This window comes from Pseudomonas sp. BC42 (assembly GCF_021560055.1).
Taxonomy (GTDB): domain Bacteria; phylum Pseudomonadota; class Gammaproteobacteria; order Pseudomonadales; family Pseudomonadaceae; genus Aquipseudomonas.
Genome location: NZ_CP091067.1, coordinates 3,833,100 through 3,857,208 on the forward strand (window position 1 = coordinate 3,833,100; position 24,109 = coordinate 3,857,208).

The following is a 24,109-nucleotide window of genomic DNA, read 5'->3' on the forward strand; positions in this document are numbered from 1 at the left end:
TGCCCGATGCAAAGAACCCCATGGAAAACCCGGCCGTCTGCTCGCCCGCCGAAACCGCCCGGCATCAAGCTGCCGTGCCTGCTGCTGGTGATCTTTCTCGCCGGCTGCGACAAGCCTCAAGACACCCAGCCCAATCGCCTGACCGACACAGTCGCTAGCCTGCACATCCCGTTGGCCGCAACGGTTGACGAGGTCATTGCAAACAGCCCGGTACGCTTTGGCGCCGACTGCCTGGAGGCGGTGGACATGTGCTGGTATGAAGCCGATCGCCAAGGCGCGCTCCTTGACCTGAGCCTTTCCCAGCCCGAGGGCACGCTGGAGCTGGATCAGGTGTCCGGGCTGAGCATGGCCGTGGATGGCCGGGTTTCGAACAACATCCAGGCATTGAACATCGACCTGCGCGGCCTGCCGGACAACAGCACGCACAAGCAGAACAAGGACCTGATCTATCGCCTCATCGGGAACTTGAAGAGCGCCGGCTGGCAAACCTACTACTTCCCTTCAGACCCGCGGATACCCGGCGCGCAATGGTACAAGCTCAACGGGCAGGAGAGCCTCCTGGGCATGACCCCGCTCAGCCATCCCCTGTTCGATGCCAAGCGTGAAATGAGCCTGGAAGAATGGCTCGGCGTCGGCACCTTCTATGACTGGTATCTCTACCAGGGCAACTTCATCGCCCATGTCCGGGCCCTGCGCTACGACTCGAAAAGCGCGCCCCTGGAAACCGCTGTCTACCTGATCAGCGTCAACCTGATGTCCCTGGACAGGTTCTGGGCGAGCCATTTTGCCGAGCACCAGCGAGCACACTGGAAAACCCTGCTCCCGGCTCAATTGCAAGCCCTGCTGCAGCGGCGCTCGCAAGCGGAAACCCGCGCCAGGGCCGCCGGGGTGACCCTCGAGGAAGGCTATGCGCCACCGGCCATCGAGCGCGGCCCGTAGCGGCCGGCCAGCGCCTTGGGTTGCAGCCCCGCTCCACGCTGCCGGCCTTGCCGGCAGCAGATTCAGTGGCTGCGCTTGCCGGCCTGCTTGTGCAGGTACATGGCCTGGTCGGCATCGGCCAGCAGCGCTTCGATACCGGCGTGGCGCTCGGGGTCGTATGCGATCTGGCCGACGCTGAAGCGGATGTCGTAGCCGCGTTTCAGGGAAGCGTTGCGCTCATCGAGGATCTCCCGCAGGCGCGCCATGATCGCCGACGTCTCGACGTCATCGGTCCCGGTCAGCAGGGCCACGAACTCATCGCCGCCCAGGCGGCCGATCACATCACTCTCGCGAAAGGCAATACGCAGCACATCGGCAAAGGTTTTCAAGGCACCGTCCCCTTCGGCATGACCGTAGCTGTCGTTGATCCGCTTGAACTCGTTGAGATCGAAAAACAGCAGGGTCGCCGACTTGTCCAGACGCGTGCACGCCGCCAGGGCATGTCGGGCCAGGGCTTCGAAGCCGCGCCGATTGGACAGCAGGGTCATCTCGTCCATGCTGGCCATCTGCACGGCCGCCAGTTCCTGCTCGGCCATGCGGGCCAGGTCTCGCAGCAGGGCACGCTCTTCGTCGTCCAGGTCCCGGGGCCGGGTATCGATCAGGCACAGGGTGCCCAGCTTGCTGCCATTGGGCACGCTCAGGGGACAACCGGCGTAGAAGCGGATCCGCGGTTCGCCGGTGACCAGTGGGTTGTCCTGGAAACGTTCGTCGCACTCGGCGTCGCGGACCATGAAGATCTGGTCATCCAGGATCGCGTGGCCGCAAAACGAAATGTCCCGGGAGGTCTGGCTGGCCTCCAGCCCCGCGGCGGACTTGAACCACTGGCGATCGCTGTCCACCAGGCTGATCAGGGCAATGGGCACATTGAACAGGCGCTTGGCCAGTCGGGTCACCCGGTCGAAACGCTCCTCCGGCAAGGTGTCGAGCACATTCAGTTCGCGCAGGGTCTGGACTCGCCGGGCCTCATCACTGGGTTTGCGGGGATACAACATCGCGGACTCCATTCGCGGCTAAGACCGCAAGCGTAGTCCAGTTTCACCGCCAGCCCCTGGCGAGGCGGCTGGCGGTCCTCGATCGCGGCCTGTCACAGCCGCGCGGTCAACAGGATCCGCGCGTAGCCGCCGACGAACAGGGCAAAGGCCAAGGCGCCCAACAGCGCCGAAATCCCCAGGCCCAGGGCGCTGAACGGCACCAGCAGCACCCGGCACAGGGCCGCCAGGAACAGCAAGGCAAAGGCCCCGACCATGGCCCGGGTCACCTGCAGCGGCCGGCCGCTATGGCCCAGGCTGACCCGGGCGATCATGCCCAGCACCAGCCCGCCGAGGCCGCCTAGCGCCAGGGCGTGGGTCACCAGACTCTGCGACGACAGACCGCCCAGGTGCCACAGCGCCATGCCCAGGGTGGCCAGCGCCAGCCACAGGTAGCCCAGGTACAGCGACCACAGCAGCGGCAGCCGCCACAGCCCCGGCTGGTGCCAGCGCCACAGGCGCCACAGATGCAGGGCCGCCAGCACTGCGAACAACGCTGCCAGCCAGGGCCGTGGCGCGTCACCGCCGCCCAGGGCCATGGAGATTGCCGCCAGCAGGCTGCCCAGCAGCAACACCCGGGTGGGCCAGGGCGAAGCCGGTGGCGCCGGCGGCCGATTGAGCCCGCGCTGGATGAAGAACGGAATGACCCGACCGCCGATCACCGTCATCAGGGCCGCCACCAGCCACAGCGCCCCCAGCTCGCCGTGGCGCTGCCAGAGTTCCTGCGCCGCCAGCAGGCCCAGCAGGGTCTGCCCCTGAAACAGCGTCAACAGGCCCAGGATCAGCACCATGGGGTAGTTGTCGCGCTTGCCCGCACGCCACAGTTCATGCCCCACCACCGCGGCCAGCGCCGGCATGAAGGCCAGTTGCAGCACCAGGAACAACGGCAGCGGCAGCGCCAGCCACCAGGCCAGCCGCGCCAGCAGCCAGAGCAGCCACAACAGGATCAACGGCGTGCGACTCAGTGCCGGGCGCCCGGTCCAGTTGGCCACCGCCGTCAGCAGAAACCCGGCGATGATCGCCACGGCGAAGCCGAACAGCATCTCGTGCCGATGCCACGCCAGCATGCCGCCCAGCGGCTGGCGGCCGCTCCAGCCGCCGTGCAGCCACAGGCCCCAGCCCACCAGGGCGAGGCAGGCAAACGCCGCTCCGGCGAGGAAAAACGGCCGGAAGCCCAGGCTCCACAGCGGCTGCGCGGCCCATTGCCGCCAACGTTCAGGCAGCGACACAGGCATCCCTCCCCTGGCTCGGGACAGGCAACGGCGAATTGCAGCGACGAATCATGCTCGGAACTCCTTGGCCAATCAGCGATGCATCAGCCCCATCAGGTTTCATGCCAAGACCGCCGCCCGGCAAAACCGCGGCCGCCAGCCACACCGAGTCTTTATGACCCGAAAAAATCAGGTCATAACGACCACGCAACAGGTCAATTCGACTCGGTTTTGCGAGCTGCGTTTTTCCGCCCAAGGGCGTAGATTGGCAGCCCTTGCCATCCCCCTACGCCACAAGGATGTCCCCGGTGCCCTCCCGTCCCAGCGCCCCGTCCGAAAAAAGCCTGTCGCGCCTGTTGCTGGAACTGCTCTGGCAGTTGAGCGCCCTGCTGATCCCGATCTTCCTGGTCACCGTGCTGCCGCCGCCCCTGGCCCTGGCCGTGGTGCTGGGCTGCGCCGCCGGCATGGTCCTGGCGGCTCGCCTGGGCTGGCCCCGCACCGGCCGCGCCATGGCCCGCCTGATGATCAGTGCGGTGTTCGGCCTGGGCTTCAGCCTGGGGCGGGCATTGCCGGCGTACTGGGACATCGCCGCGGCCTTCGCCAGCATCCTGGTTGGCATGGGCACCATCAGCCACCTGGAGCGCCGCCTGGGCCTGGTCCAGGCCCCCGCGGCCAGCACCAGCGCCTGGGGCGGCAGCGAACCGCAGAGCACCCCGGAAGGCCTGCCGATCCGGGTGTTCAACCAGGGCGAGATCGCCATGGGCGGCCCCACCTATTGCGACTACCTGTTTCCGGACGGCGTGTTGCTGCAAGGACTGGGGTCGTCGGCGCGCTTCTCCAGCGACGGACGCTACTTCGCGGCGCCCTTGCCATCGCGGCAACGCTGGGGCCTGGCGATCCTCGATCGCTCGCTGCGCCGGCTGTACCGCTGCGACCACAGCGAGTTCTGGGAGCTGGACGCCTTCAGCGAAGAGCGCCTGATCGGGCGGCACAGTCCCCTGGTGGACAACGGCTCGCGCCACGCCAGCCTGGCCACGCTGCTGGAGGGCGCCGAAGCGATCGACCTGCTGGCGGTGGCCGATCTGTGGCTGGAGCCCGGTGCCTGGGTCGACAGCCTGGCCCGGCAGAGCTTCGAGGAACAGTCCCCGGACGGACGTCACCGGCTCCAGGCGCGGATGCTCCTGCCCCGTTGCTTGCGAGACTTGCCCCAACCCCTGGAACCCTTGCGGGCGCCGCCTTACCAACTGAGCCTGGACGGCCAGCCCACTGGCCTGCTGATCGGCGCCGACAGCCCCCGCTGCTGGAGCCGCGACAGCCGCTCCCTGGCCTGCAGCGCCCGCGAGGAACAACAACCCGATCTGGCCGCGACCTGGCTGTGGCAGGCAGACCACGGCTGGCGCCCGCTGCCGGCGCCCTGGGTTGCCAGTCCGGCGGAACCCTCCTTTTACCCCGGCCCCCTGCTGGAGCTGGACAGCCACTACCTGCGCCACGCGGCCTACCTGGACTGCGCCGAAGCCGACCGGGGCCGCTACGGCTATCGCCTGCACAGCATCCACAGCGACACCGAGACCGGCGTCGGCCACGACCCCGAAGGTTGCCTGCAGGTCGCGCCGCTGCCCCTGGTGCGGACCCGAGTGCGCCAGCCCCTGGACAGCGGCGGCCAGCGCGGTGACAGCCAGATCGAGTCGGAGCCGCTGCTGGACGGCCAGCGGGCGCTGTTCAGCTGGCTGGCCGACGATGAACACGGCCTGGGCGCCTACGCCTGCCGGATCGGCGACTGGCAACTGCCCGGGCACTGGCGGTTGGACCATCGGGTTTCCGACTGCCGGCGCTACCTGGCCCTGCTGCCTGTTGCCCGGCTTCCCCTGGTCAGCGACCGGGCGGTGGTGGCCGACCTGCAACAGCGACGCCTGCTGCACAGCCCGCCGCTGCTGGCGGCGCGCCTGCTGGACCTGCGCCATGGCCAGTTGAGCCTGGCGGTGATCGTCGGCCGCCTCGATCAGGACCTGCCAAGCAGCCCCCTGCAACGCTTCAATCAGCCCGCGCCGGCACCCGACGACGCTGCCGCGTTCTGCGCCGAGCAAGACGGCTCCCAGCTGTGCTACCAACGCCAGCGCTTGCAGATCACCGAGCAGCAGCTGCTGCCGCTGGCCGACTGGCGCCTGGTGGACCGGCCCCAGGCCGCGGTGGCTGAAGGTGACTTCATCCAGCCGGCCCCCGACGGCCGGGATGCCGCGTGGCTGTTCGGCAGCGAAACCGAATACGCCGACAGCTGGCTGCGGGAAGGCAGCCCGCGCCTGGGCGGCCACTTGCTCACCGCCAGCGGCTGCGCCCTGACGGACCTGGCACCGTCGCTGATCTGGTCCGCCGATGGCCATTACCTGGCCCTGACCCGGCTGCGCCTCGACGTCGAGGACGGCCACCGCGCCTGGCAGCTGTTGCTGCTGGACGTGCACCAGCGCAGCCTGCGCATCGCACCGCAATGGCTGCGCCACCGGCCGCTGTTGCGGCACTTCGACCACCAGGACCTGGAGTTGCGCCTGTTCGAACGGGATTGGCAGGCCGCGGACGACGCCGATCCGGGCCGCAGCCTGCGCCTGCCCCTGGCCGAGCTGCTCGCCCTGCCCGCCCAGGCCCTGGAGCCCCATCAGGGCCTGTGGCTGCTCGCCGCCGACGCGCACCTGGCCGGCGCCTGGCAGGCCCTGGCGCGCCCGGAACATCCGGCGTTTGGTCCCGCAGCCTGAAGCGCCGCCTCAGTCCTCGCGGGCGGCCAGGGCACTGTGCGCCCGCTGGCTGACAAAACCGGGGATCTGCTCCCCGGGCAGGGACTTGCTGTAGTACCAGCCCTGGATGATCAGCTCCGAGCTCGACTGCAGAAAGTCCAGTTGCTCCCGGGTTTCCACCCCTTCCACCACCACCTTGAGCTTGAGCGTCTCGCAAAAGCGCAACAGACCGTTGAGCACCTGGGCGCCCCTGGGCTCGCGCTGGGCCAGGACGAAGCTGCGGTCGATCTTGATCCCGTCCACCGGAAACTGGTGCAGGTAGCTCAAGGCGGAAAAACCGGTGCCGAAGTCATCGATGTAGACCCGCGCCCCCAGGGCATGCAGCTTGCCGATCCATTGCTGGGTCAGCAGGGCATCGCCCACCAGCGCGTCCTCGGTGATCTCCACCGACACCTGCCCCTGGGCCCAGGCGAGAATTTCCAGCAGGCGCCGACCATGCTCCGCCGAGGCCAGGGTGGCACTGGAGATATTGATGGTGATGGGCAGTTGGAAGCCGCTCTTGCTCCAGGCCAGGTGCTGGCGCACCGCCTGGGAGGCGACCCAGAAATCCACCTCGGGCATCAGCCCGGCCTGCCCCAGCCATTGCAACAGCTCCCAGGGCGACTGCACCTTGCCCTCGCCGTCCCGGGCGCGGATCAGCGCCTCGCAGCCGGTGCACAGGCCACTGCCCTTAGCCACCTGGGGCTGGTACTCCAGGTGAAAGTCGTAGCCGCTCAGTTGCTGGATCCGCGCCAATTGCAGGGACTGCTGCGCGGCCTGCCGGTAGGCCGCCACCATCGGGTCCAGCTCGAACAGCCTGCCGCGCTCCTCCAGGCCGCGGAAGGTGGTGTCGAAGGTTTTCAGGTAGACCTGCCCGGCGCCTTCGCCCTGGCGCTGGATGCTGCGCACATAAGGCAGGTAGATCAGGGTGCCGATCCCCAGCAACAGCAGTTGCAGAAGCACCGCGCCCCAGTCGCCCTGGGTGCTCAGGTAGGCATTGAGCAGCACCGGCGAGGTAAAGGGCAGGCTGACCAGCGCCGGGCTGACCCAGCCCAGTTGCACCACCAGCAGGGCCAGGCAGGCGTTGACCATGGGCACCAGCATGAAGGGCACCAGCAGGCGCGGGTTGAGGATGATCGGCAGGCCGAACAGCAGCAGTTCGTTGACGTTGAACAGCGACAGCGCCAGGCTCGCCATGGCCAGCAGGCGCATGGAACGGTTGCGGGAAAATCCGAGGATCGCCAGCACCAGGGCCAGGGATCCGCCGGAACCACCGATAAAGGCGAAACAGCCCAGCAGCCCGCTGTTGAGGGCAAAGCGCAGGGGTTGCCCGGCGGCATGATCGGCGGCATTGAGGGCCACCGCCTGATCCATCACCTCCATCAACGGCTGCATGGCGTAGGTGCCGTGAATGCCGAAGAACCACAGCAGGGAATTGGTCGAGGTCAGGAGAATCGCGTTGAGGTAGGGGTGATCCAGGCTGTCGATGTCAAGCGGGCGCTGGATGTAGGCAAAGTCGTGGACCTGCAACAGCAGCTGCAGCACCGCCACCAGCGCCAGGCAGGTCAGCCCTCCCGGCAGCACCATGTTGATGGTGCCCTTGAGGTTGTGCCCCACCAGGCCTTCGTCCACCAGCCGGGTCCAGCGTCGGCGGTGCAGCCAGGCCATGACCGGGACATTGACCAGGGGCGAGGCGATGGCGATGAACAGCACGAAGGTCGCCGACGCCAGCGGATAGTCCCGCAGCAGGTAGATGGCGATCACCACATGGGCCAGGCAGAGAAAGGCCACCGGCAGCTGGGGCAAGCGGTGCTGGATCGCCAGCATGTAGCCGATGGACGCCGCCACCAGCAGGGGAATGATCGAACTGATGCGGTTGTGCAGCCCGGTCAGCAGGTCCACCAGGGAGCCGGGGGCGCCCAGGGCCTGGGCGCATTGCGCGAGGATCAGAAACAGTGCCGACACCAGCAGGCAAGGCAATAGCCAGAGCAGGCCTTCGCGAATCGAGCGCAACGACTCGGCACCCGCCAGCAACGCCAGGCGGTGGGTGAAAAACAGCTTGAACCCCAGTTGCCGCATCGGCCTCTCCCCTCTGCCAGCACACGTCCGTCCCCCGCAGACGGCCCCCGCCACGGCCGCCCGGCGTCTGGCGGCGCCGTGGGGCAAACAGGGGGTGCAGGCGAAGATACCACTGTAGAAACCCTGGTCGGCAAGCACTCGATGGCACTGCCTTGAGTGTTTTATCGCCCCGGTGGCGCCAGACTTGACCCCGACGCCGCGCCTCCGGCCCGGCTGCACCCCGGTATAACGGCGAATCAATATCATTTGCAGCGTATCAGGGGTTTTGCTTTAATCGCGAGCAATTCCCATTTGCAACGCCACCCGCCACCGGACCACGCCCTTGTCTTCCATGCCGCCCGCCAGCCCCGCTCTGGTCCACAACCTCTATGACGCCCATCACCCCTGGCTCTATGAACTGTTGCGGCGCCGCCTGAACCACGCCTGGGATGCCGCCGATCTGGCCCACGAAATCTTCGTCCGGGTACTCAAGCGCCCGCCGCAGCTGGACGGCGAGGTGCAGCAGCGCTCCTACCTGGCCACCATCGCCCGGGGCCTGTGCATCGATCACTGGCGCCGCCGCCAGCTGGAACAGGCCTGGCTGCAGGCCCTGGCGGCGCGTCCGCCGGCGTTGCAACCGTCTCCGGAGCAGCGGGCGATCATCGTCGAGACCCTACACGAAGTGGACGCCATGCTCGGCCGCCTGCCCCAGCGGGTGCGCGAGGCCTTTCTCCTGGCGCAGTTGCATGGCCGTCCCTACAAGGCCATTGCCGAAGAACTGGGGGTCTCGGAGCGCATGGTGAAGAAATACCTGGCCCAGGCCCTGGTGCATTGCGCGCTGCTGGAGGCCGAACTCGACGGCCTGCTGATCGAGTAGAGACCCATGAGCGAACACGGCGCCCAGCGCTTGAGCCACGCCAGCCTGCAACAGGCCGCACACTGGTACGTGCAATTGCAGGACGAGGCCGTCAGCGACGAACAACGCCGCCACTGGCAGGCCTGGCTCGAACAGCACCCGGAACACCGTCGGGCCTGGGGCTACGTCGAGCGGGTCAGCCAGTGCCTGCTGCCGCTGCAGGAGGCCGGCGCCCAGCAAGCCGCCGGCCAGGCCCTGCGCGGTGGCCGGCGAGCGCCACTGGGGCGACGCCAGGTGCTCGGCGCCTTGCTGTTGCTCGGCCTGGGCTGGGGCACCTGGCGCGGTACGCCGCTGCCCCAGGCTCTGGGTCGCTGGCGAGCCGACTACGCCACCGGCACCGGGGAGATCCGTGAGGTCCGGCTCAGCGACGGCACCCACCTCTGGCTCAATGCCCTGAGCGCGCTGGATGTGCGCTACAGCGCCCGGGAGCGACTGTTGCAACTGCACCAGGGCGAAATCCTCATCGACACCGCCAGGGATCCGCAGCGACCGCTGCGGGTGGACACCGAACACGGACGGCTGCAGGCCCTGGGCACGCGCTTCAGCGTGCGCCGGGAGGGCGCCCGCACCCTGCTCAACGTCTACGCCGGCGCGGTGCAAGTGCACAGCGCCAAGAGCGGCCGGCAGCAGCGGGTCGACGCCGGCCAGCAGCTGGCCTTCGACGCCGTCGCGCTGGGTCCGCTGCAAGGCGCCAGCGCCGCTCGCGAAGCCTGGAGTCGCGGGCTGCTGCTGGCCGACAACCTGCCCCTGGCGCAACTGCTCGAAGAGTTGGGGCGCTATCGCCCGGGGCATCTGGGCTGCGACCCGGCCCTGGGTCGTTTGCCGGTCATGGGCGCCTTCCCCTTGCACGATTCCGACCAGGCCCTGGCCCTGCTGGAAGCCGCCCTGCCGGTGCGGGTCCAGCGCCTGACCGCCTGGTGGGTGACCCTTGAGCCTCGGGCCTGAACCCCGCGCCTGAACATCCGGCGAACATTTTTTTAAGGTTGCGGTTCCCTTTTGCCTGTCTGGTTCGGTTAACCGGGTAACAGCACTCACATTGCCGATCCACAAGGGAACTCCATGCCAACCCCCAACCGTCCCCGCTTGCGCCCGTCCCTGCGTCCCCTGACCCTGTGCAGCGCCCTGCTGTGCCTGCCCGCCCCCTGGGCCCAGGCCACCGAAAACCCCGCCAGCCAGCAGGCGGACAGCCAGCGCCGGAGCTACGACATCGGCCCCGGCCCACTGGTCAGCGTGCTCAATCGCTTCGCCGAACAGAGCGCGGTCTTTGTCGCCGGGCACAACGACCTCGCCGCCGGCAAGCAGAGCCCGGGGCTGCGGGGCCGCTACAGCGTCGAACAAGCCCTGCAGCAGCTGCTCAAGGACAGCGGCCTGCAAGTCCAGGCCGTCAGCGGCGGGTATGTGCTGCAAGCGCTGCCGACCGCCAGCGGCCCGTTGCAGCTGGGCACCACCCAGGTGTCCGCCCAGGGCCTGGGCAGCGTCACCGAGGACAGCCGCAGCTACACCACCGGGGCCAGCGCCTCGGCCACCGGCCTCAACCTGTCGCTACGGGAAACCCCGCAATCGGTGACGGTAATCACCCGCCAGCAATTGGACGACCAGGGCAGCAACAGCATCGCCGATGCCCTGCGCCGGGCCCCGGGGGTCAGCGTGCAGAACTACGACAGCGAACGCTGGGAGTTTTCCAGCCGCGGCCTGCCGATCACCAACTTCCAGTACGACGGGGTCAACGTCACCTACGACGGGGTCTACGACTACGGCACCACCAGCACCGACATGGCGACCTTCGACCGGGTGGAAATCATCAAGGGCGCTACCGGCCTGATGACCGGCTCCGGCGACCCCGCGGCCACCGTCAACCTGATCCGCAAGCGGCCGACCAAGGACTTCAAGGCCTCGGTCACCGGCACCCTCGGCTCCTGGGACAACTACCGCAGCGAAGGCGATATCTCCGGGCCACTGACCGAGACCGGCAACCTGCGCGGGCGCTTCGTCGGGGTCTACCAGGACCGCAGCTCGTACCTGGACCACTACCAGAACAGCAAGGACATCGCCTACGGCGTGCTGGAGGCCGACCTGACCCCCGACACCCTGCTGACGGTGGGCCTGGACCAGCAGAACACCCGCTCCCGGGGCGCCACCTGGACCGGCTTCCCGATGTACTTCAGCAACGGCTCGCGCACACACTTTTCCCGCTCGTTCAACCCGGCCACCGACTGGAGCCGTCGCGACTTCAAGAACCAGACCCTGTTCACCTCCCTGGAACAGCAACTGGCCCATGACTGGACCCTCAAGGTCAGCTACGACCACCTGCGCCGCGAGCACGACACCCTGCTGGGCTCGGCCAGCGGCGGCAACCCGGACCAGGCCAGCGGCGACGGCATGTTCATGTACATGGGCAAGTTCAAGGGCGAGCAGACCCAGGACAACCTCGACATCAACCTGCACGGCCCCTTCAGCCTGCTGGGCCGCGAACACGAGCTGATCGCCGGCTTCATGCTGATGAACGCCAAGCAAGACATCCCGGTCCACGGTTCGGTGTACCCGCCGGTGGGCGGCAGCATCTATCAGTGGCGCGGCGAATTCGCCAAGCCGGACATCCCGCAGATCGGCGACAACGACATCCTCCAGCGCCAGACCGGTGCCTACCTGGCCACCCGGCTCAAGCCCAGCGACGACCTGGCGGTGATCCTCGGCACCCGGGTCAGCGACTTCAAGGGCATCGACAACACCCGCTACTTCGAGCCCGGCCGCGCCGACGCGCGCCAGCGCTACCAGCAGACCGGAGTGGTCACGCCCTATGCCGGGCTGGTCTATGACCTCAACGACCGCTACTCGCTGTACACCAGCTACACCAGCATCTATCAGCCGCAGATGAGCAAGGACGCCGACGGCAAGATCCTCGACCCGGTGCAGGGCGACAGCTACGAAGCCGGGATCAAGGCCGAATACCTGGACGGCCGGGTCAATGCCAGCTTCGCGGTGTTTCATGTGCAGCAGGACAATGTCGCGCAACTGGTGGACGGCTGGGGCACCGATGCCGTCTACCGCCCGACCAAGGGCGCGACCACCAAGGGCTTCGAGGTCGAGGTGGCCGGCGAGCTGCTGGACGGCTGGAACCTGTCCGCCGGCTACAGCTACAACCACACCCGCGACGCCAATCACGACTACGTCTACGGCTCGGTCCTGCAAACCACCGAGCCGCAGCAGGTGGCGCGGCTGTTCAGCAGCTACCGCCTGCCCGGCGCCTGGGACCGCCTGACCCTGGGCGGCGGGGTCAACTGGCAGAGCCAATTCTTCGGCAAGGTCTACCAGCCCGACCCGAGCGACGCGGTCAACGGCGGGCATGACTCGCGCATCACCCAGGACGGCTACTTCCTGGTGGACGCCATGGCCCGCTACCAGTTCAGCCAGCACCTGAGCTCGACCCTGAACGTGAAGAACCTCTTCGACAAGAAGTACTACACCGGTATCGGCAACTTCGGCACCGGTTTCTACGGCGAGCCACGCAGCCTGCAACTGGCGACCCGCTGGGACTTCTGAGCGCGCCGATCCACGGTCGCGCTGCGCGGCAGCGGGTTGACTACGCTTGAGCCAGCGTGATCAACCCGCAGAGGACCGACACCATGCCACGTATCCAGACCATCACTCCGTGCCTGTGGTTCGACCACCAGGCACACGAGGCGGCACAGTTCTACTGCTCGGTCTTCGAACAGTCGCACATCACCCACATCAGCCACTACGGCAAGGCCGGCTTCGACATTCACGGACGCCCCGAGGGCTCGGTGATGAGCGTGGCGTTCGAACTCGACGGCCAGGGTTTCACCGCCCTCAACGGTGGCCCGCTGTTCTGCTTCAACGAAGCCATCTCCCTGCAAGTGCATTGCCGCAGCCAGGCCGAGCTGGATCACTACTGGAACGCCCTGGGTTTTGGCGGCCCGCCACAGGCGCAGCGCTGCGGCTGGCTCAAGGACCGCTTCGGGCTGTCCTGGCAGATCGTGCCGCAGTGCCTCACGCCGATGATCTGCGACCCCGACCCGGCCCGTTCGCAACGGGTGATGCAGGCCCTGCTGGGGATGAAAAAACTCGATATCGCGACGCTGCAACGCGCCTTCGACGGCCAGAGCTAATACAATCGCGCCAGCTTTCGCAGACGGACAACCTCAATGAAGCCTGCCCTCACCGCCGACCAGGAACCGCAGTTCTGGCGCGACCCTGCCCTGCCGTTCATCGAAGCCCGCTCCATCGCCGATGGCCGCAAGGTCTGCTACAGCCGCCATGCCCACCAACAGTTCTCCATCGGCAGCATCACCGCGGGTGTCAGCACTTACCTCAGCGGCCACTCGCAGTGGCGGGTCAGCCGCGGCACCGTGGTGCTGATGAACCCGGGGGTGGTGCACGCCTGCAACCCGATCGACGATCAGCCCTGGTCCTATCGCATGCTGTATGTCGACACGCCCTGGCTGACCGCCCTGCAGCACGACCTGGGCTTTTGCGCCGAGCTGGGCTTTCGGCCGTTTCGCGAGACTCACAGCCGCGACCCGCAGCTGTTCGCCGAGCTGGAGCAGCTGTACCGGACCCTGGTGGCCGCCGAGGCCGAGCCCCTGCTCAAGCACAGCGCCGTGGTGAGCTTTTTCAGCGACCTGCAGCAGCGCCTGAACCCCGCCGAGGCGCCGCCCCGGGGCGACAACCGCAAACTGCAGGAAGCCGCCGACTACATCCGCCGGCATTGCACCCAGGCCCTGAGCCTGGACGACCTGTGCCAGGCGGCGCAGCTGTCACCGTCCTACCTGATCCGCGCTTTCAAGCAGCAGTTCGGCATGCCGCCCCACGCCTACCTGGTGAACCAGCGGGTGCAGTTCGCCCAGGCCCGCCTGCGCAGCGGCGCGCCGATCGCCGAGGTGGCGCTGGAGGCCGGCTTTGCCGATCAGGCGCATTTCCAGCGCGCCTTCAAACAGCACCTGGCGGCCACTCCCGGCCAGTACCGCGGCCAGCGCTAGAACAGCAGATAAGCCGCGCTGGCAGCCAGCAACGCCGCCATGCTGCGGTTGAACAGACGCACCCCCGGCGGATGACTCAGGTAGTGGCGCAGGCAGCTGCCGACATAGGCCCAGCAGGCAATCGACAGGTAGCAGATCACCAGGTACACCGCGGTAAACAGCCACACCTGGCGCAGCTCGCCGTCGGCGGCAAAAGCCCCCATGCCGGCCACGCAGGCCAGCCAGGCCTTGGGATTGAGCCACTGCATCAGCGCGCCATACCAGGCCGAAGGCGCCCGCGCCTGGTCCTGGGTGTCGAGCCGGCCATCGTCGCTGGCCAGTTTCCAGGCCATGAACAGCAGGAAGGCCACGCCAAACAGGCGAATGCCCTGGGTCAGGATCGGCCATTGGCGCAGCAGTTCGTGCAGCCCCAGGCCGATCAGCACCAGCAGCCCGACGAAGCCCAAGGTGGCTCCGGTCACATGGCGCATGCTGCTGCGCAAGCCAAAACGCGCGCCGCTGCTGAGGGCGACGATGTTCACCGGCCCCGGGGTGATGGAAGCGGCCAGGGCAAAGGCCGCCATGGAAAACACCAGGCTCATGTCTTGTTTCTCCAATCTGGGTCGGATTGACCGCCGCCCAGATTAGGGAGCCAGGATCGCGGCGTATTGAAGAAAACTGCCCTCGTCGGCCTCTAGCAGTGCAAGTGATTGAGCTGGCAATACTGGTCCCACTCCATGTCCACCATCTCGGCGATTTCCCGATGTGCCTCGAGGGTCATCCGCTTCAGTTCCTGGGGCGTGCGGGCAATGAACGACAGCGCCAGCTCCCAGTTGCCCATGCCGCGCAAGCGGGCTTCTTCGTCAAACAGCCGACTGGCGTGCTGGATCTGCAACTCGCTCAAGTCCCCGGGTTGCCAGGGGCGTCCCGAGGATGGGCCAAGCCCCAGCTGGGCCGCGAGCTCCGGACGTTCGGCGAGGTAACGCAGCAAGGCTTGCTGATAGTCGAGTTCAGACATTTGCATGACGCTCACTCCCACCATGAAGTCAATCCCGGGCACTGCCTCACTGCCCCGGGGGGCCGGCTCACGCCGGCGTCAGGCTGGCGATCCGGTCCACCACCCGCCCGGCCAGATCGTCGGGGCGGAACTTGGCGAGAAAATCATCGGCACCGACCTTCTTCACCATGGCCTGGTTGAAGGCCCCGGACAGCGAGGTATGGAGCACGATGTAGAGTTGCCTCATGCGCGGGTCGTTGCGCACTTGCGCGGTGAGGGTGTAGCCGTCCATTTCCGGCATTTCGATATCGGAGATCATCATCAGGAACTCCTCGTCCGGGCGCTTGCCCGCGTCGAGCAGGGCCTGCAGGTACTCCAGCGCCTCGCGGCCGTCCTTCAACGACACCACTTGCACCCCGACGCTCTCCAGGCAGCGGGTCACCTGCTTGCGTGCCACCGCCGAGTCGTCCACCGTCAGCACCCGCCAATGGGCCGCAGCGACCTGGGTCTGCGGCGGGATCACCCCCTGGGAGATGTCCTCGCAGACCGGCGACACCTCGGCCAGGACCTTCTCCACGTCGATGATCTCCACCATGCGCTCGCCGACCCGGGTCACCGCCGTCAGGTAGTTGTCCAGGCCGCTGCCTTTGGGTGGCGGGTGAATTTCCTCCCAGTTCAGGTTGACGATGTGCTCCACCGCACTGACGAGGAAACCCTGGGTCTTGTTGTTGTACTCGGTAATGATCACGTAAGCGTTGTCGATATCCTCGACTCCGGGCAAACCGGTGGCCAGTGCCAGGTCAAGTATCGGAATGGATACACCGCGAACATTGGCCACGCCACACACCACCGAATGTGACATGGGCAGTACATTCAACTTGGGGCACTTGAGAACTTCTCTGACTTTAAAGACGTTGATGCCGTACAACTGTGACTCATTAAAACGAAACAACAATAGTTCCAGACGATTCTGCCCGGCCAACTGAGTACGGCTATTCACCGCTTCCATCACACTGGACATATGAACCCCCTGCCCTGATCTAGTTGATCAATCGGCGATTAAATGAAAGTTGCTGACTGCTGTTGGCGTTCAACTATTGAAACGGGTCACCAAGGCGTTCAGTTCGTGAGCGGTAGACTCCAGATCGCCGCCCACGGTGGACGAATGCACGGCAATCTCGGCGTTCTGGTCCGAAACCCGGGCAATCTTGGTGATCTGCTCGGAGATTTCCTCAGCGACATGGGCCTGCTGCTCCGAAGCGGCGGCCATTTGCTGGCTCATCTGGTGAATGCGTTCCACCGCCGAGTTGATGCCATTCAGGGCTTCCTGGGTGCTGATCACCTGGGCTACGCCGGAACGCGCTTCGACACTGCCCTGGCGCGCCACTTCCACCGCCTGGGTGGCCACTTCCTGCAGGGTGACGATGATGCGCTGGATGCTCTGGGTCGACTCCTGGGTCTTGGAGGCCAGGGCCCGGACCTCGTCGGCCACCACCGCGAAACCGCGGCCCTGCTCACCGGCCCGGGCGGCCTCGATCGCCGCGTTGAGGGCCAGCAGATTGGTCTGCTCGGCAATGGAGCGGATCATGTTGGCCGCCTGCTGGATCGACTGGGTTTCCGCGGCCAGGCCCTCCACGGACTGGCTGACCGCGTCCACGGTGTCCGCCAGCTTCTCGATCACCACCCGGGTTTTCTGGGCTTCCTCGGAGCCCACCTGGGTCAGGTTGTTGACCTGATCGGCGGCCGAGGCGGTGTCGTGGATATGCACCGACACCTCGGAAATCGACGAGGCCATCTGGTTCATCGCGGTGGCCGCCATGTCCGCTTCGTCGCGCTGCTTGCCCAGGGCGGTTTCCGCCTGCTTGGACAGACTCTGGCTGGTGGATGCCAGGGACGCCGCCTGGTTGGCGTAGTCGCCAAGCCGGCTGAGGGCGGTGCGGATTTTCGCCGATTCGCTGATCAGGATCATCTGCAACTGGGCCACCGGGCCGTGTTCGTCGGTGTAGGTACGGGCGATCAGCTCGCTGTCGAAACTACCCAGAGACACCGAGCTGATGCGCTGCAACATCTGCCGCGCGCGATAGAAGGCATACCCCTGTACCGCGAAATAACCGGGAACCGCCGCCCCCAGTGCCGCCCAGGCGCCCCCCAACCAATAGGCCCCGGCCGTGGCCGCGAGGGCCAGCAGCGGCGGCAAGGCAAAGCCGCAGACGCTGGCCACCCGGTAGCTCCAGGGCAAGGCCAGGTTGTCGCTGCGCATGCGTTGATACAGTGCGCCGGCGCGTTCCACCTGTTCGCGCTCGGGCTTGACCCGCACCGACTCGTAGCCGGCAATCACGCCCTTGCTGAAGATCGGCGTGACGTAGGCGTTGACCCAGTAGTGGTCACCGTTGCTGCTGCGGTTCTTGACGATGCCCATCCAGCTCTTGCCGTCCTTGAGGTAGGACCACATGTGCGCGAACACCGCTTCGGGCATGTCCGGATGGCGCACTATATTGTGCGGGCTGCCGATCAGTTCTTCGCGGCTGAAACCACTGACCGCAACAAACTCGTCATTGCAGTAAGTGATCTTGCCGTGAACATCAGTGGCGGAAATCAGCCGTTGTTCTGCAGGAAACACCAGCTCGCGCTGGGTCACAGGAAGATTGTTTCTCATCTAAAGAGCCTCGCAGGAAAGTGTTCATTTTCCATTCGGTATCAAATAAAGATTTCCGCATCCTGCGATGACTCGAAGACTTCCTCTGCCGACTTGCAGAACTTTTCAGAGCCAAGTGGATTATTGCAAATGGCCATTATCAATCCAGTCGAGGCAAGTCTAGATTCCGGCGTCAAAAAAAGTGTGAAAATTTCATAAAGCCATTCAACTTAGAGGGCAAAAAATCAAAGATTTTCTGATGTAAATCAACAATTGAAGCCAGAATAGAAAGCTAGCTTTCTAGTTGTTGAGAAGCATTCTTTCCAAAACACTTTGCGCCCGCACAAACTCCATCCGCTGAACATGGGCCACGAACTCGTCGAACGTCGTTCTATCGACCGGCAACGCATGTTGCGCCAGGGCTTCAGTGAGCGTCAGGGCCTGCAAGTTGCTCTGCCGCAACAGCGGCAGAATCTCCTGCAGGGCGCTCTGGAAAAGCGCCAGGTGCAAAATGTCTTGAGAGGCGCGGGCCATCTCCGGTGAAGCACGGCCGAACTCCACCTGCAAGCTCGCCAACGTGCTGGCCAGCAACCGTTGCAGTTCATCCAGATGGCCCTCGGTGAGGGTCAGCTGCAGCGCCGCGCCGTCTCGCAGGGGCTGTTCCAGCTCTGCGCAGTAGAGCGCGAACCCGCGTCCCCCGAGGTTGCCGGCAGCGCCCTTGAGGGTATGCAGCAGGTAGCAGGCGTCCTTGGCGTTGTCCTGGGCAAGACTCTGGCGCAGCCGCTCGAGCAGTTCTCCCAGCGTGGCCTCCGAGCCCTCGAGCACCTGCTTGAGCAAGTCACGGTTCCCGCCGAAGCGTTCGAGAATCAGCGTCGGATCCTCGAGCAGGCCGGTGTCCGTGGAGGGCTCGGCAACCTGCGCGGCCCGCACCGCACCACCGGTCCAGAACAACAGGCTGTTGACCAACTGCGGTAGGTTGATCGGTTTGCCGACGTGGTCATCCATGCCCGCGGCCAGGCAGCTCTGGCGGTCGGCCTGGGAGGCATTGGCGGTCATGGCAATGATCGGCAGGCGGGCAAAGCGCGCATCGGCGCGGATCCGCCGCGTGGCCTCATAACCATCGATATCAGGCATCTGGATGTCCATCAGCACCGCCGAAAAGGGCTCTTGGGCATCAAGGGCCATCTGCACCCCCTGCAGCCCGCCGTCGGCCAACTGCACCTGCGCCCCTTCCAGGGTCAGCAGTTCCCGGGCGATCTGCCGGTTCAGGGCGTTGTCTTCCACCACCAGCAACCGCAGGCCACTGAGGGTCGAGCGCCGTACGGGCGTCTTGGCCGGCGGGTCATCGAGGGCGGCAGTGCGCTCGGCCAGCAGCGCCTGCGCCAGTTGCCGGGGGGTAAAGGGCTTGCTCAGGTAGTGGGCAAAGGGCGCCTCGGCGCAGTCCAGCCGGACCAGCAGCGCCGTGGCATCGTGGTGACTGAGCATCACCACTGTCGGCGGTGCTTCAAGTCTCATGTCCTTGATCAGTTGGGCGGCGTGTAGGCCGTCCATGCCCGGCATCAGCCAATCCAGCAGGACCAGATCGAACGCCTCGCCCCGGGCCGCGGCGGCATCCACGACGAGCAAGGCCTGAGCGCCGCTGGCGGCGTGTTCGACGCTCCAGCCGAAGTTGCGCAAGGTGCGCACATTCAGCGCCAGCGCCAGGGGGTGGTCATCCACCACCAGTACCCGCAGGGCCTTGCCGCCCAAGGGCAGGGTTTCGGCGACACAGGCGCCGTCCAGCCCCAGCTCCAGTTCGAAGCTGAAACAGCTGCCGGCGCCAAGCTCGCTGCGCACCTGCAACTGCCCGCCCATCAGCCGCACCAGGTGCTTGCAGATCGCCAGCCCCAGGCCGGTGCCGCCAAAACGCCGGGTGGTCGAGGCCTCGGCCTGATGGAAGCCTTCGAAAATCACCTGCAGGTGTTCGGCGCTGATGCCTATGCCGCTGTCACTCACCGCCACTTGCAAACGCACGCTGTGCTCGCGCTGTTCAAGCAGCTTCAGGGCCACCACCACCTGGCCCTGGGCGGTGAACTTCAGGGCATTGCCCGCCAGGTTGATCAGCACCTGCTGCAGGCGCAGGCTGTCGCCCACCAGGTTCAGCGGCAACTGCGGGTCGAGATCGAAGATCAGCTCGATATCGCCCACGCCCTGGTTGCCGGCCAGCACCACCGCCAGATCGCGCAGCAGCTGGTCGAGGTCGAAGGCGTGTTCCTCCAGCTGCAACTTGCCGGCCTCGATCTTCGAGTAGTCGAGAATGTCGTTGAGCAGCCCCAGCAGCGACTTGGCGGCGGTCTGCGCCTTGGTCGCGTAGTCCAGCTGGCGCGGCTCCAGGCCGGCCAGCTGCAGCAGTTGCAGCATGCCCAGCACGGCGTTCATCGGCGTACGGATCTCATGGCTCATGTTGGCCAGGAACGAAGACTTGGCCTGGCTCGCGGCATCCGCCTGCTCCTTGGCGTAGAGCAACTGGGACTGCAGTTCGCGCTGGGCGGTGATGTCCAGGTTGATCCCGGTCACCCGCAGCGCCTTGCCATCGGCGTTGCGCTCCACATAGGCCCCGGACTGGATGAAACGCACCTGCCCGCCGGGACTGACCACGCGAAAGATCGGATCGTAGATACCCTGGCCCGCCACCGCCTCTTCCAGCTTGCGTTGGGTCAGCTCCCGGTCCTCCGGGTGCACCCGGGCCAGCCAGTGCTCATAGTTCAAACCGTTGCCCCGCAGTTCCAGCGGCTGCTCGTAGAGCTCGAACATGCGCTCGTTCCAGTCCAGCGAGTGGTCATCCAGGTTCCAGGACCAGATCCCCAGCCTGGCCACTTCGGCGGCCATCAACAGTTGGTCGCGGGCGGCAGCCAGGGTCTTTTCCGCGGCCTTGCGCTCGGTGATGTCCACGGCGATGCCCAGGTAGCCGGTCAGTTGCCCGCCTTCATCACGCAAGGCACTGACCACCAGGGTCGCGGCGAAGTGCGAACCGTCCTTGCGCACCATGGTCCATTCGCGGGTTTGCGCCCCTTCGGTTTCCGACTGCTGGACGAACACACGAAAGCCTTCGATGGGACGCTGATGCTGGGCACTGAGTTCGATGCCGCGCTGGCGGACCTCTTCCGGCAGGTGGATCACCTCCGGGGTGTGCAGCCCCACCAGCTCCTCGGCCAGGTAGCCCGACAGGCGCTCGGCGCCGCGATTGAACACACGGATGATGCCGTCGCGGTCGGTGGCGATGATCGCCACCTCCGAGGCCGAGCGCAGCACGCTGGAGAGCAGCAGGTTGATCTGCCCCAGTTCGGCGGTGCGCGCCGCCACCTGGTCCTCCAGGCTGGCGTTGAGCTCCAGAATCCGCGCCTCGGCGGCTTTCTGCGCGGTGATGTCACGGACCGTCTTCGAGGCGCCGATGACCTGACCGCGCTCATTGAGAATCGGCGAAGCGTTGATCGATACCTCCACCCGGCTGCCGTCCCGACGCAGGCGTTGGGTATCGAAGCTGTGCACCCGTTCGCCATTGCGCAGCTTGCGCAGGATCTGCTGTTCTTCCTGCGCCAGCTCCGGCGGCACGATCAGTTCCAGGATCAAGCGCCCCCGCGCCTGTTCGGCGCTATAGCCGAAAATCTCTTCGGCGCCGCGGTTCCAGCTGGTGACGCGCCCTTCCAGGGTCTTGCCGATGATGCCGTCGGTGGAGCTCTCGACGATGGCCGCGAGCCGGGTCTGGTCACGGCGCAAGCGGTTCTGCCGGTTGACCCCCAGGGCGATGATGGTGCCCACCACCACGAGAAACAGGGTCAACAGGCCACCGACCCACAGGACCCAGGCCAACGAGGTCTGATGCAGCGGCTCGACGAACCCCGGCCCCACGCTGAACTCGAAGGCCCAGCGCCGCCCGAACACCTGTTCCTCACGGGTCCGCAAGGCCAGCGTGTCCTGCAACGGCTGGGTCGAGCTGGCAAAAAAACTGCCGGCGTCGGCGTCATCGGTGATGTCGCGCAACACCAGGCGCTGGCTGGCAGGATCGAACGACAGATCCTTGAGCACCTGGTTCATCACCAGGGGCGCAAAGGTCCAGCCAAGGAGCTGGGCCTCACGCTCCTGCGGCGAGGGCGGCACTTCGGCGCTGCGGTATACCGGCAACAGGAACAGCAACGAGCCCATCACCACGCCGGGCTCCTGGCGCAGCGACAAGGGCCCGGTCAGCCGCGGCTCGCCACTGCGCATCGCGGCCACCGCGGCCGCCCGGCGCACCGGCTCCGACGCCAGGTCCAGGCCCAGGGCCGACTGGTTCGGCGCCAGCGGTTCGATGTACTGCACCACGTAACGATCACCGTGGTGGGGCTGCCATTGCTGCAGGTGAAAGCCTGGCGCGCCGTCGAGTTGCGCCGCGGCCAGGAACGAGCTCTCCTGCGCCTCGGGCACACGCCGGACAAAGCCGAAACCGTGGGCGCCGAAAAACTCCCTGTGCAGGTCCCGACCCTGGCTATAGCGATAGAAGATCTCCCGGCTCACGCCATCTGCACCGGCCGTGACAATCACCCCGCGGGCGCCGCGCAAGCCGTACTGATACAAGGTCATGCGCTCCAGCACATGGTGCGCGGCGTCCTCGGCGGCCCGCGACACCGCCTGTTCCAGCTGATGGGCGTTGACCCGTGCCACCAGCCAGTAAACCGCGGCGGTGGCGCTGCTACCCAGGACACTGATCAGCGCCAGGTAGACAAATCCCATTTGAACAGTGCGTCCAGGCTTCACGGGCGATCCTCGTCGGGGCCGGCAGGGTTCAGGGCAGCGCCGGCAGGCGGCCCGCGGCCAGGTACTCACTCATGTTGGGGTACGACAGCGGACGGCAGTACAGAAAGCCCTGCATCACGTGGCAGCCCTGGGCGGACAGGGCCCGGGCCTGTTCCTCGGTCTCCACGCCCTCGGCGACCAGCTGCAGGCCCAGGGCCAGCCCCAGCTGGATGATGGCCCGGGTAATGGCCCCGTCACTGGGATCGCTGACCATGTCCCGCACGAAACTCTGGTCGATCTTCAGCACATCGATGGGCAAGCGCTTGAGGTAGGCCAGGCTGGAATAGCCCGTGCCGAAATCATCGATGGCGATGCTCACCCCCAGGGCCTTCAGGTCGCTGAGCAAGTCGCAGCTGTGCTCGCCGTCCACCAGCGCCAGCACCCCTTCGGTGATTTCCAGTTCCAGGGTCCGGGGTTCGATGGCGCTTTCCGCGAGCGCCTGCTTGACCAGATCGAGAAACTGCGGATCGGAAAACTGCAGCGGCGAGATGTTCACGCTGACGCTGATGGCATGCCCCTGTTCGTTCCATTGGCGGATCGCCCGACACGCCTGGCGCAACACCCAGCGCCCCAGGGGCACGATCAGCCCGCAATCCTCGGCCAGGGGAATGAACTCGGCGGGAGAGATCATCCTGCCGTGCTCGTCGCGCAAACGCAGCAGGGCTTCGACGCCGACCACCCGCTGCAGGCGCAGATCGACCTTGGCCTGATAGAACACCTCGAAGCGCTCCTGCTCCAGCGCGGTGCGCATCTCCTGTTCCAACTGATGCCGGGCACGGACCCGCTGATGGGTCGGGTGGTCGAAGAAGCGGTACTGCCCGCGCCCCGCCTGCTTGGCCTGATGCGCTGCGGCGTCGGCGTGCTGCAGCAGGGACTCGGCGTCCAGGCTGTCATCGGGATAGACACTGATGCCGATGCTGGCGGTCAGGTCATAGCGCGACGGGCCGATCACCAGCGGCTGGGCGATGGTCTGCATGACCCGCTCGGCGCATTCGCTCAAGTCGTCCACGGTGTTCAGCTCGGGCACCAACAGCATGAACTCATCGCCGCCCTGGCGGCTCAGGGTGTCGGTCAGGCGGCAGCAATGGCGCAGGCGCAGGGCGATTTCCTGCAGCACCGCGTCGCCTTCGCGATGGCTGCTGGTGTCATTGATGACCTTGAAGTGGTCGATATCGATCGACAGCAAGCCGACCAGCCCCTGGCCCGCGGCGGCCTGGCGAATGGCCTGTTCCGTGCGGTCGTGCAGCAATTGACGGTTGGGCAACTGGGTCAGGGGGTCGTAGTTGGCCAGGCGCCGGGACTCTTCGCCCAGCTTGATATGGGCTTCGACCCGCGCCCGGGCAATGGGCACATTGATCGGTTTTTGCAGAAAATCGGCGCCGCCCAGGCGCAATGCGCGCAATTCGTGCTCGGTCTGGCGGTGCGAGGTGACGAAGATCACCGAGGCCTGGCACAGCCGCGGGTCGGACTTGATCAGCTCGCACACCGAGTAGCCGTCCATGTCGGGCATTTCGATGTCCAGCAGGACAATGTCCGGGTGGCATTGGCGGGCCACTTCCAGGGCCTGGCTCCCCTGGGTGGCGACATAGACCTCGCCCAGGTCCTGAAGCGCCTGACCGAGTATCCGCAGGTCATTGACCTGATCGTCCACGATCAGAATGATCGGCTTGTGATTGAGCATCGCGCTGGTCCCTCTGCCCGATTCTCCGAGATGAATATCCTCCCCCGGCCAGAGA

Annotated in this window: 16 protein-coding genes; 7 read left to right on the plus strand and 9 right to left on the minus strand. The window is 66.2% G+C overall.

Annotation, left to right across the window (positions count from 1 at the left end; all coding sequences use genetic code 11):
* The first annotated feature begins 6 nt into the window (after positions 1-6).
* Positions 7-939: a hypothetical protein gene (locus L1O02_RS17025; RefSeq protein WP_235758337.1), complete on the plus strand. Its 933-nt coding sequence runs from the start codon at positions 7-9 to the stop codon at positions 937-939.
* Positions 940-1,001: 62 nt separating this feature from the next.
* Here the strand turns inward: L1O02_RS17025 and L1O02_RS17030 are convergent, their stop codons facing one another.
* Together L1O02_RS17030 and L1O02_RS17035 are read right to left on the minus strand one after the other, a co-directional pair.
* Entirely contained in the window at positions 1,002-1,970 is a 969-nt protein-coding gene (locus tag L1O02_RS17030; protein ID WP_060843440.1) for a sensor domain-containing diguanylate cyclase, read from the minus strand.
* A gap of 92 nt (positions 1,971-2,062) precedes the next feature.
* Positions 2,063-3,241 (minus strand): NnrS family protein, encoded by a 1,179-nt coding sequence (locus tag L1O02_RS17035; RefSeq protein ID WP_235758339.1) that lies wholly within the window; start codon positions 3,239-3,241, stop codon positions 2,063-2,065.
* 284 nt (positions 3,242-3,525) lie between these two features.
* Here L1O02_RS17035 and L1O02_RS17040 point away from each other — a divergent pair, with 284 nt between their 5' ends.
* Entirely contained in the window at positions 3,526-5,961 is a 2,436-nt protein-coding gene (locus L1O02_RS17040; protein ID WP_235758341.1) for a hypothetical protein, read from the plus strand.
* 9 nt (positions 5,962-5,970) lie between these two features.
* On the opposite strand, the gene L1O02_RS17045 is transcribed toward L1O02_RS17040, so the two are convergent.
* Positions 5,971-8,058, minus strand: coding sequence for an EAL domain-containing protein (locus tag L1O02_RS17045; RefSeq protein ID WP_060839049.1), 2,088 nt, complete (start codon positions 8,056-8,058; stop codon positions 5,971-5,973).
* A gap of 331 nt (positions 8,059-8,389) precedes the next feature.
* Here L1O02_RS17045 and L1O02_RS17050 point away from each other — a divergent pair, with 331 nt between their 5' ends.
* From L1O02_RS17050 to L1O02_RS17070, 5 genes are all read left to right on the plus strand, one after another.
* The gene (locus L1O02_RS17050; protein ID WP_207168045.1) at positions 8,390-8,914 is read left to right on the plus strand and encodes a sigma-70 family RNA polymerase sigma factor; all 525 of its coding nucleotides are present in this window, start codon (positions 8,390-8,392) and stop codon (positions 8,912-8,914) included.
* A gap of 6 nt (positions 8,915-8,920) precedes the next feature.
* On the plus strand, positions 8,921-9,898 hold the full coding sequence (locus L1O02_RS17055) for a FecR domain-containing protein (RefSeq protein ID WP_060839047.1): 978 nt from the start codon (positions 8,921-8,923) through the stop codon (positions 9,896-9,898).
* A 114-nt stretch (positions 9,899-10,012) separates the two neighbouring features.
* Positions 10,013-12,493 (plus strand): TonB-dependent receptor, encoded by a 2,481-nt coding sequence (locus L1O02_RS17060; protein ID WP_235758343.1) that lies wholly within the window; start codon positions 10,013-10,015, stop codon positions 12,491-12,493.
* Positions 12,494-12,576: 83 nt separating this feature from the next.
* Positions 12,577-13,080, plus strand: a complete 504-nt coding sequence (locus L1O02_RS17065; protein WP_060841934.1) for a VOC family protein — start codon at positions 12,577-12,579, stop codon at positions 13,078-13,080.
* Positions 13,081-13,116: 36 nt separating this feature from the next.
* A complete protein-coding gene (locus tag L1O02_RS17070) occupies positions 13,117-13,950 on the plus strand; it encodes an AraC family transcriptional regulator (protein WP_060839045.1) in 834 nt (277 codons plus the stop codon).
* Here the strand turns inward: L1O02_RS17070 and L1O02_RS17075 are convergent.
* The 6 genes from L1O02_RS17075 to L1O02_RS17100 all read right to left on the minus strand — a co-directional run bounded on the left by L1O02_RS17075 (position 13,947) and on the right by L1O02_RS17100 (position 24,054).
* Positions 13,947-14,531 carry a LysE family translocator gene (locus L1O02_RS17075; RefSeq protein ID WP_060839044.1) on the minus strand — a complete coding sequence of 195 codons (585 nt, stop codon included), beginning with the start codon at positions 14,529-14,531 and terminating at the stop codon, positions 13,947-13,949. The genes L1O02_RS17070 and L1O02_RS17075 overlap by 4 nt on opposite strands.
* A gap of 92 nt (positions 14,532-14,623) precedes the next feature.
* Entirely contained in the window at positions 14,624-14,953 is a 330-nt protein-coding gene (locus tag L1O02_RS17080) for a DUF6388 family protein (RefSeq protein ID WP_060839043.1), read from the minus strand.
* 61 nt (positions 14,954-15,014) lie between these two features.
* Positions 15,015-15,947: a chemotaxis protein CheV gene (locus tag L1O02_RS17085; protein ID WP_060839042.1), complete on the minus strand. Its 933-nt coding sequence runs from the start codon at positions 15,945-15,947 to the stop codon at positions 15,015-15,017.
* Between the two features lie 69 nt (positions 15,948-16,016).
* Positions 16,017-17,582 (minus strand): PAS domain-containing methyl-accepting chemotaxis protein, encoded by a 1,566-nt coding sequence (locus L1O02_RS17090; RefSeq protein ID WP_108543411.1) that lies wholly within the window; start codon positions 17,580-17,582, stop codon positions 16,017-16,019.
* Positions 17,583-17,861: 279 nt separating this feature from the next.
* The gene (locus tag L1O02_RS17095; RefSeq protein ID WP_235758345.1) at positions 17,862-22,310 is read right to left on the minus strand and encodes a PAS domain S-box protein; all 4,449 of its coding nucleotides are present in this window, start codon (positions 22,308-22,310) and stop codon (positions 17,862-17,864) included.
* Between the two features lie 52 nt (positions 22,311-22,362).
* The gene (locus tag L1O02_RS17100; protein WP_108543407.1) at positions 22,363-24,054 is read right to left on the minus strand and encodes an EAL domain-containing response regulator; all 1,692 of its coding nucleotides are present in this window, start codon (positions 24,052-24,054) and stop codon (positions 22,363-22,365) included.
* Positions 24,055-24,109: the final 55 nt, after the last annotated feature.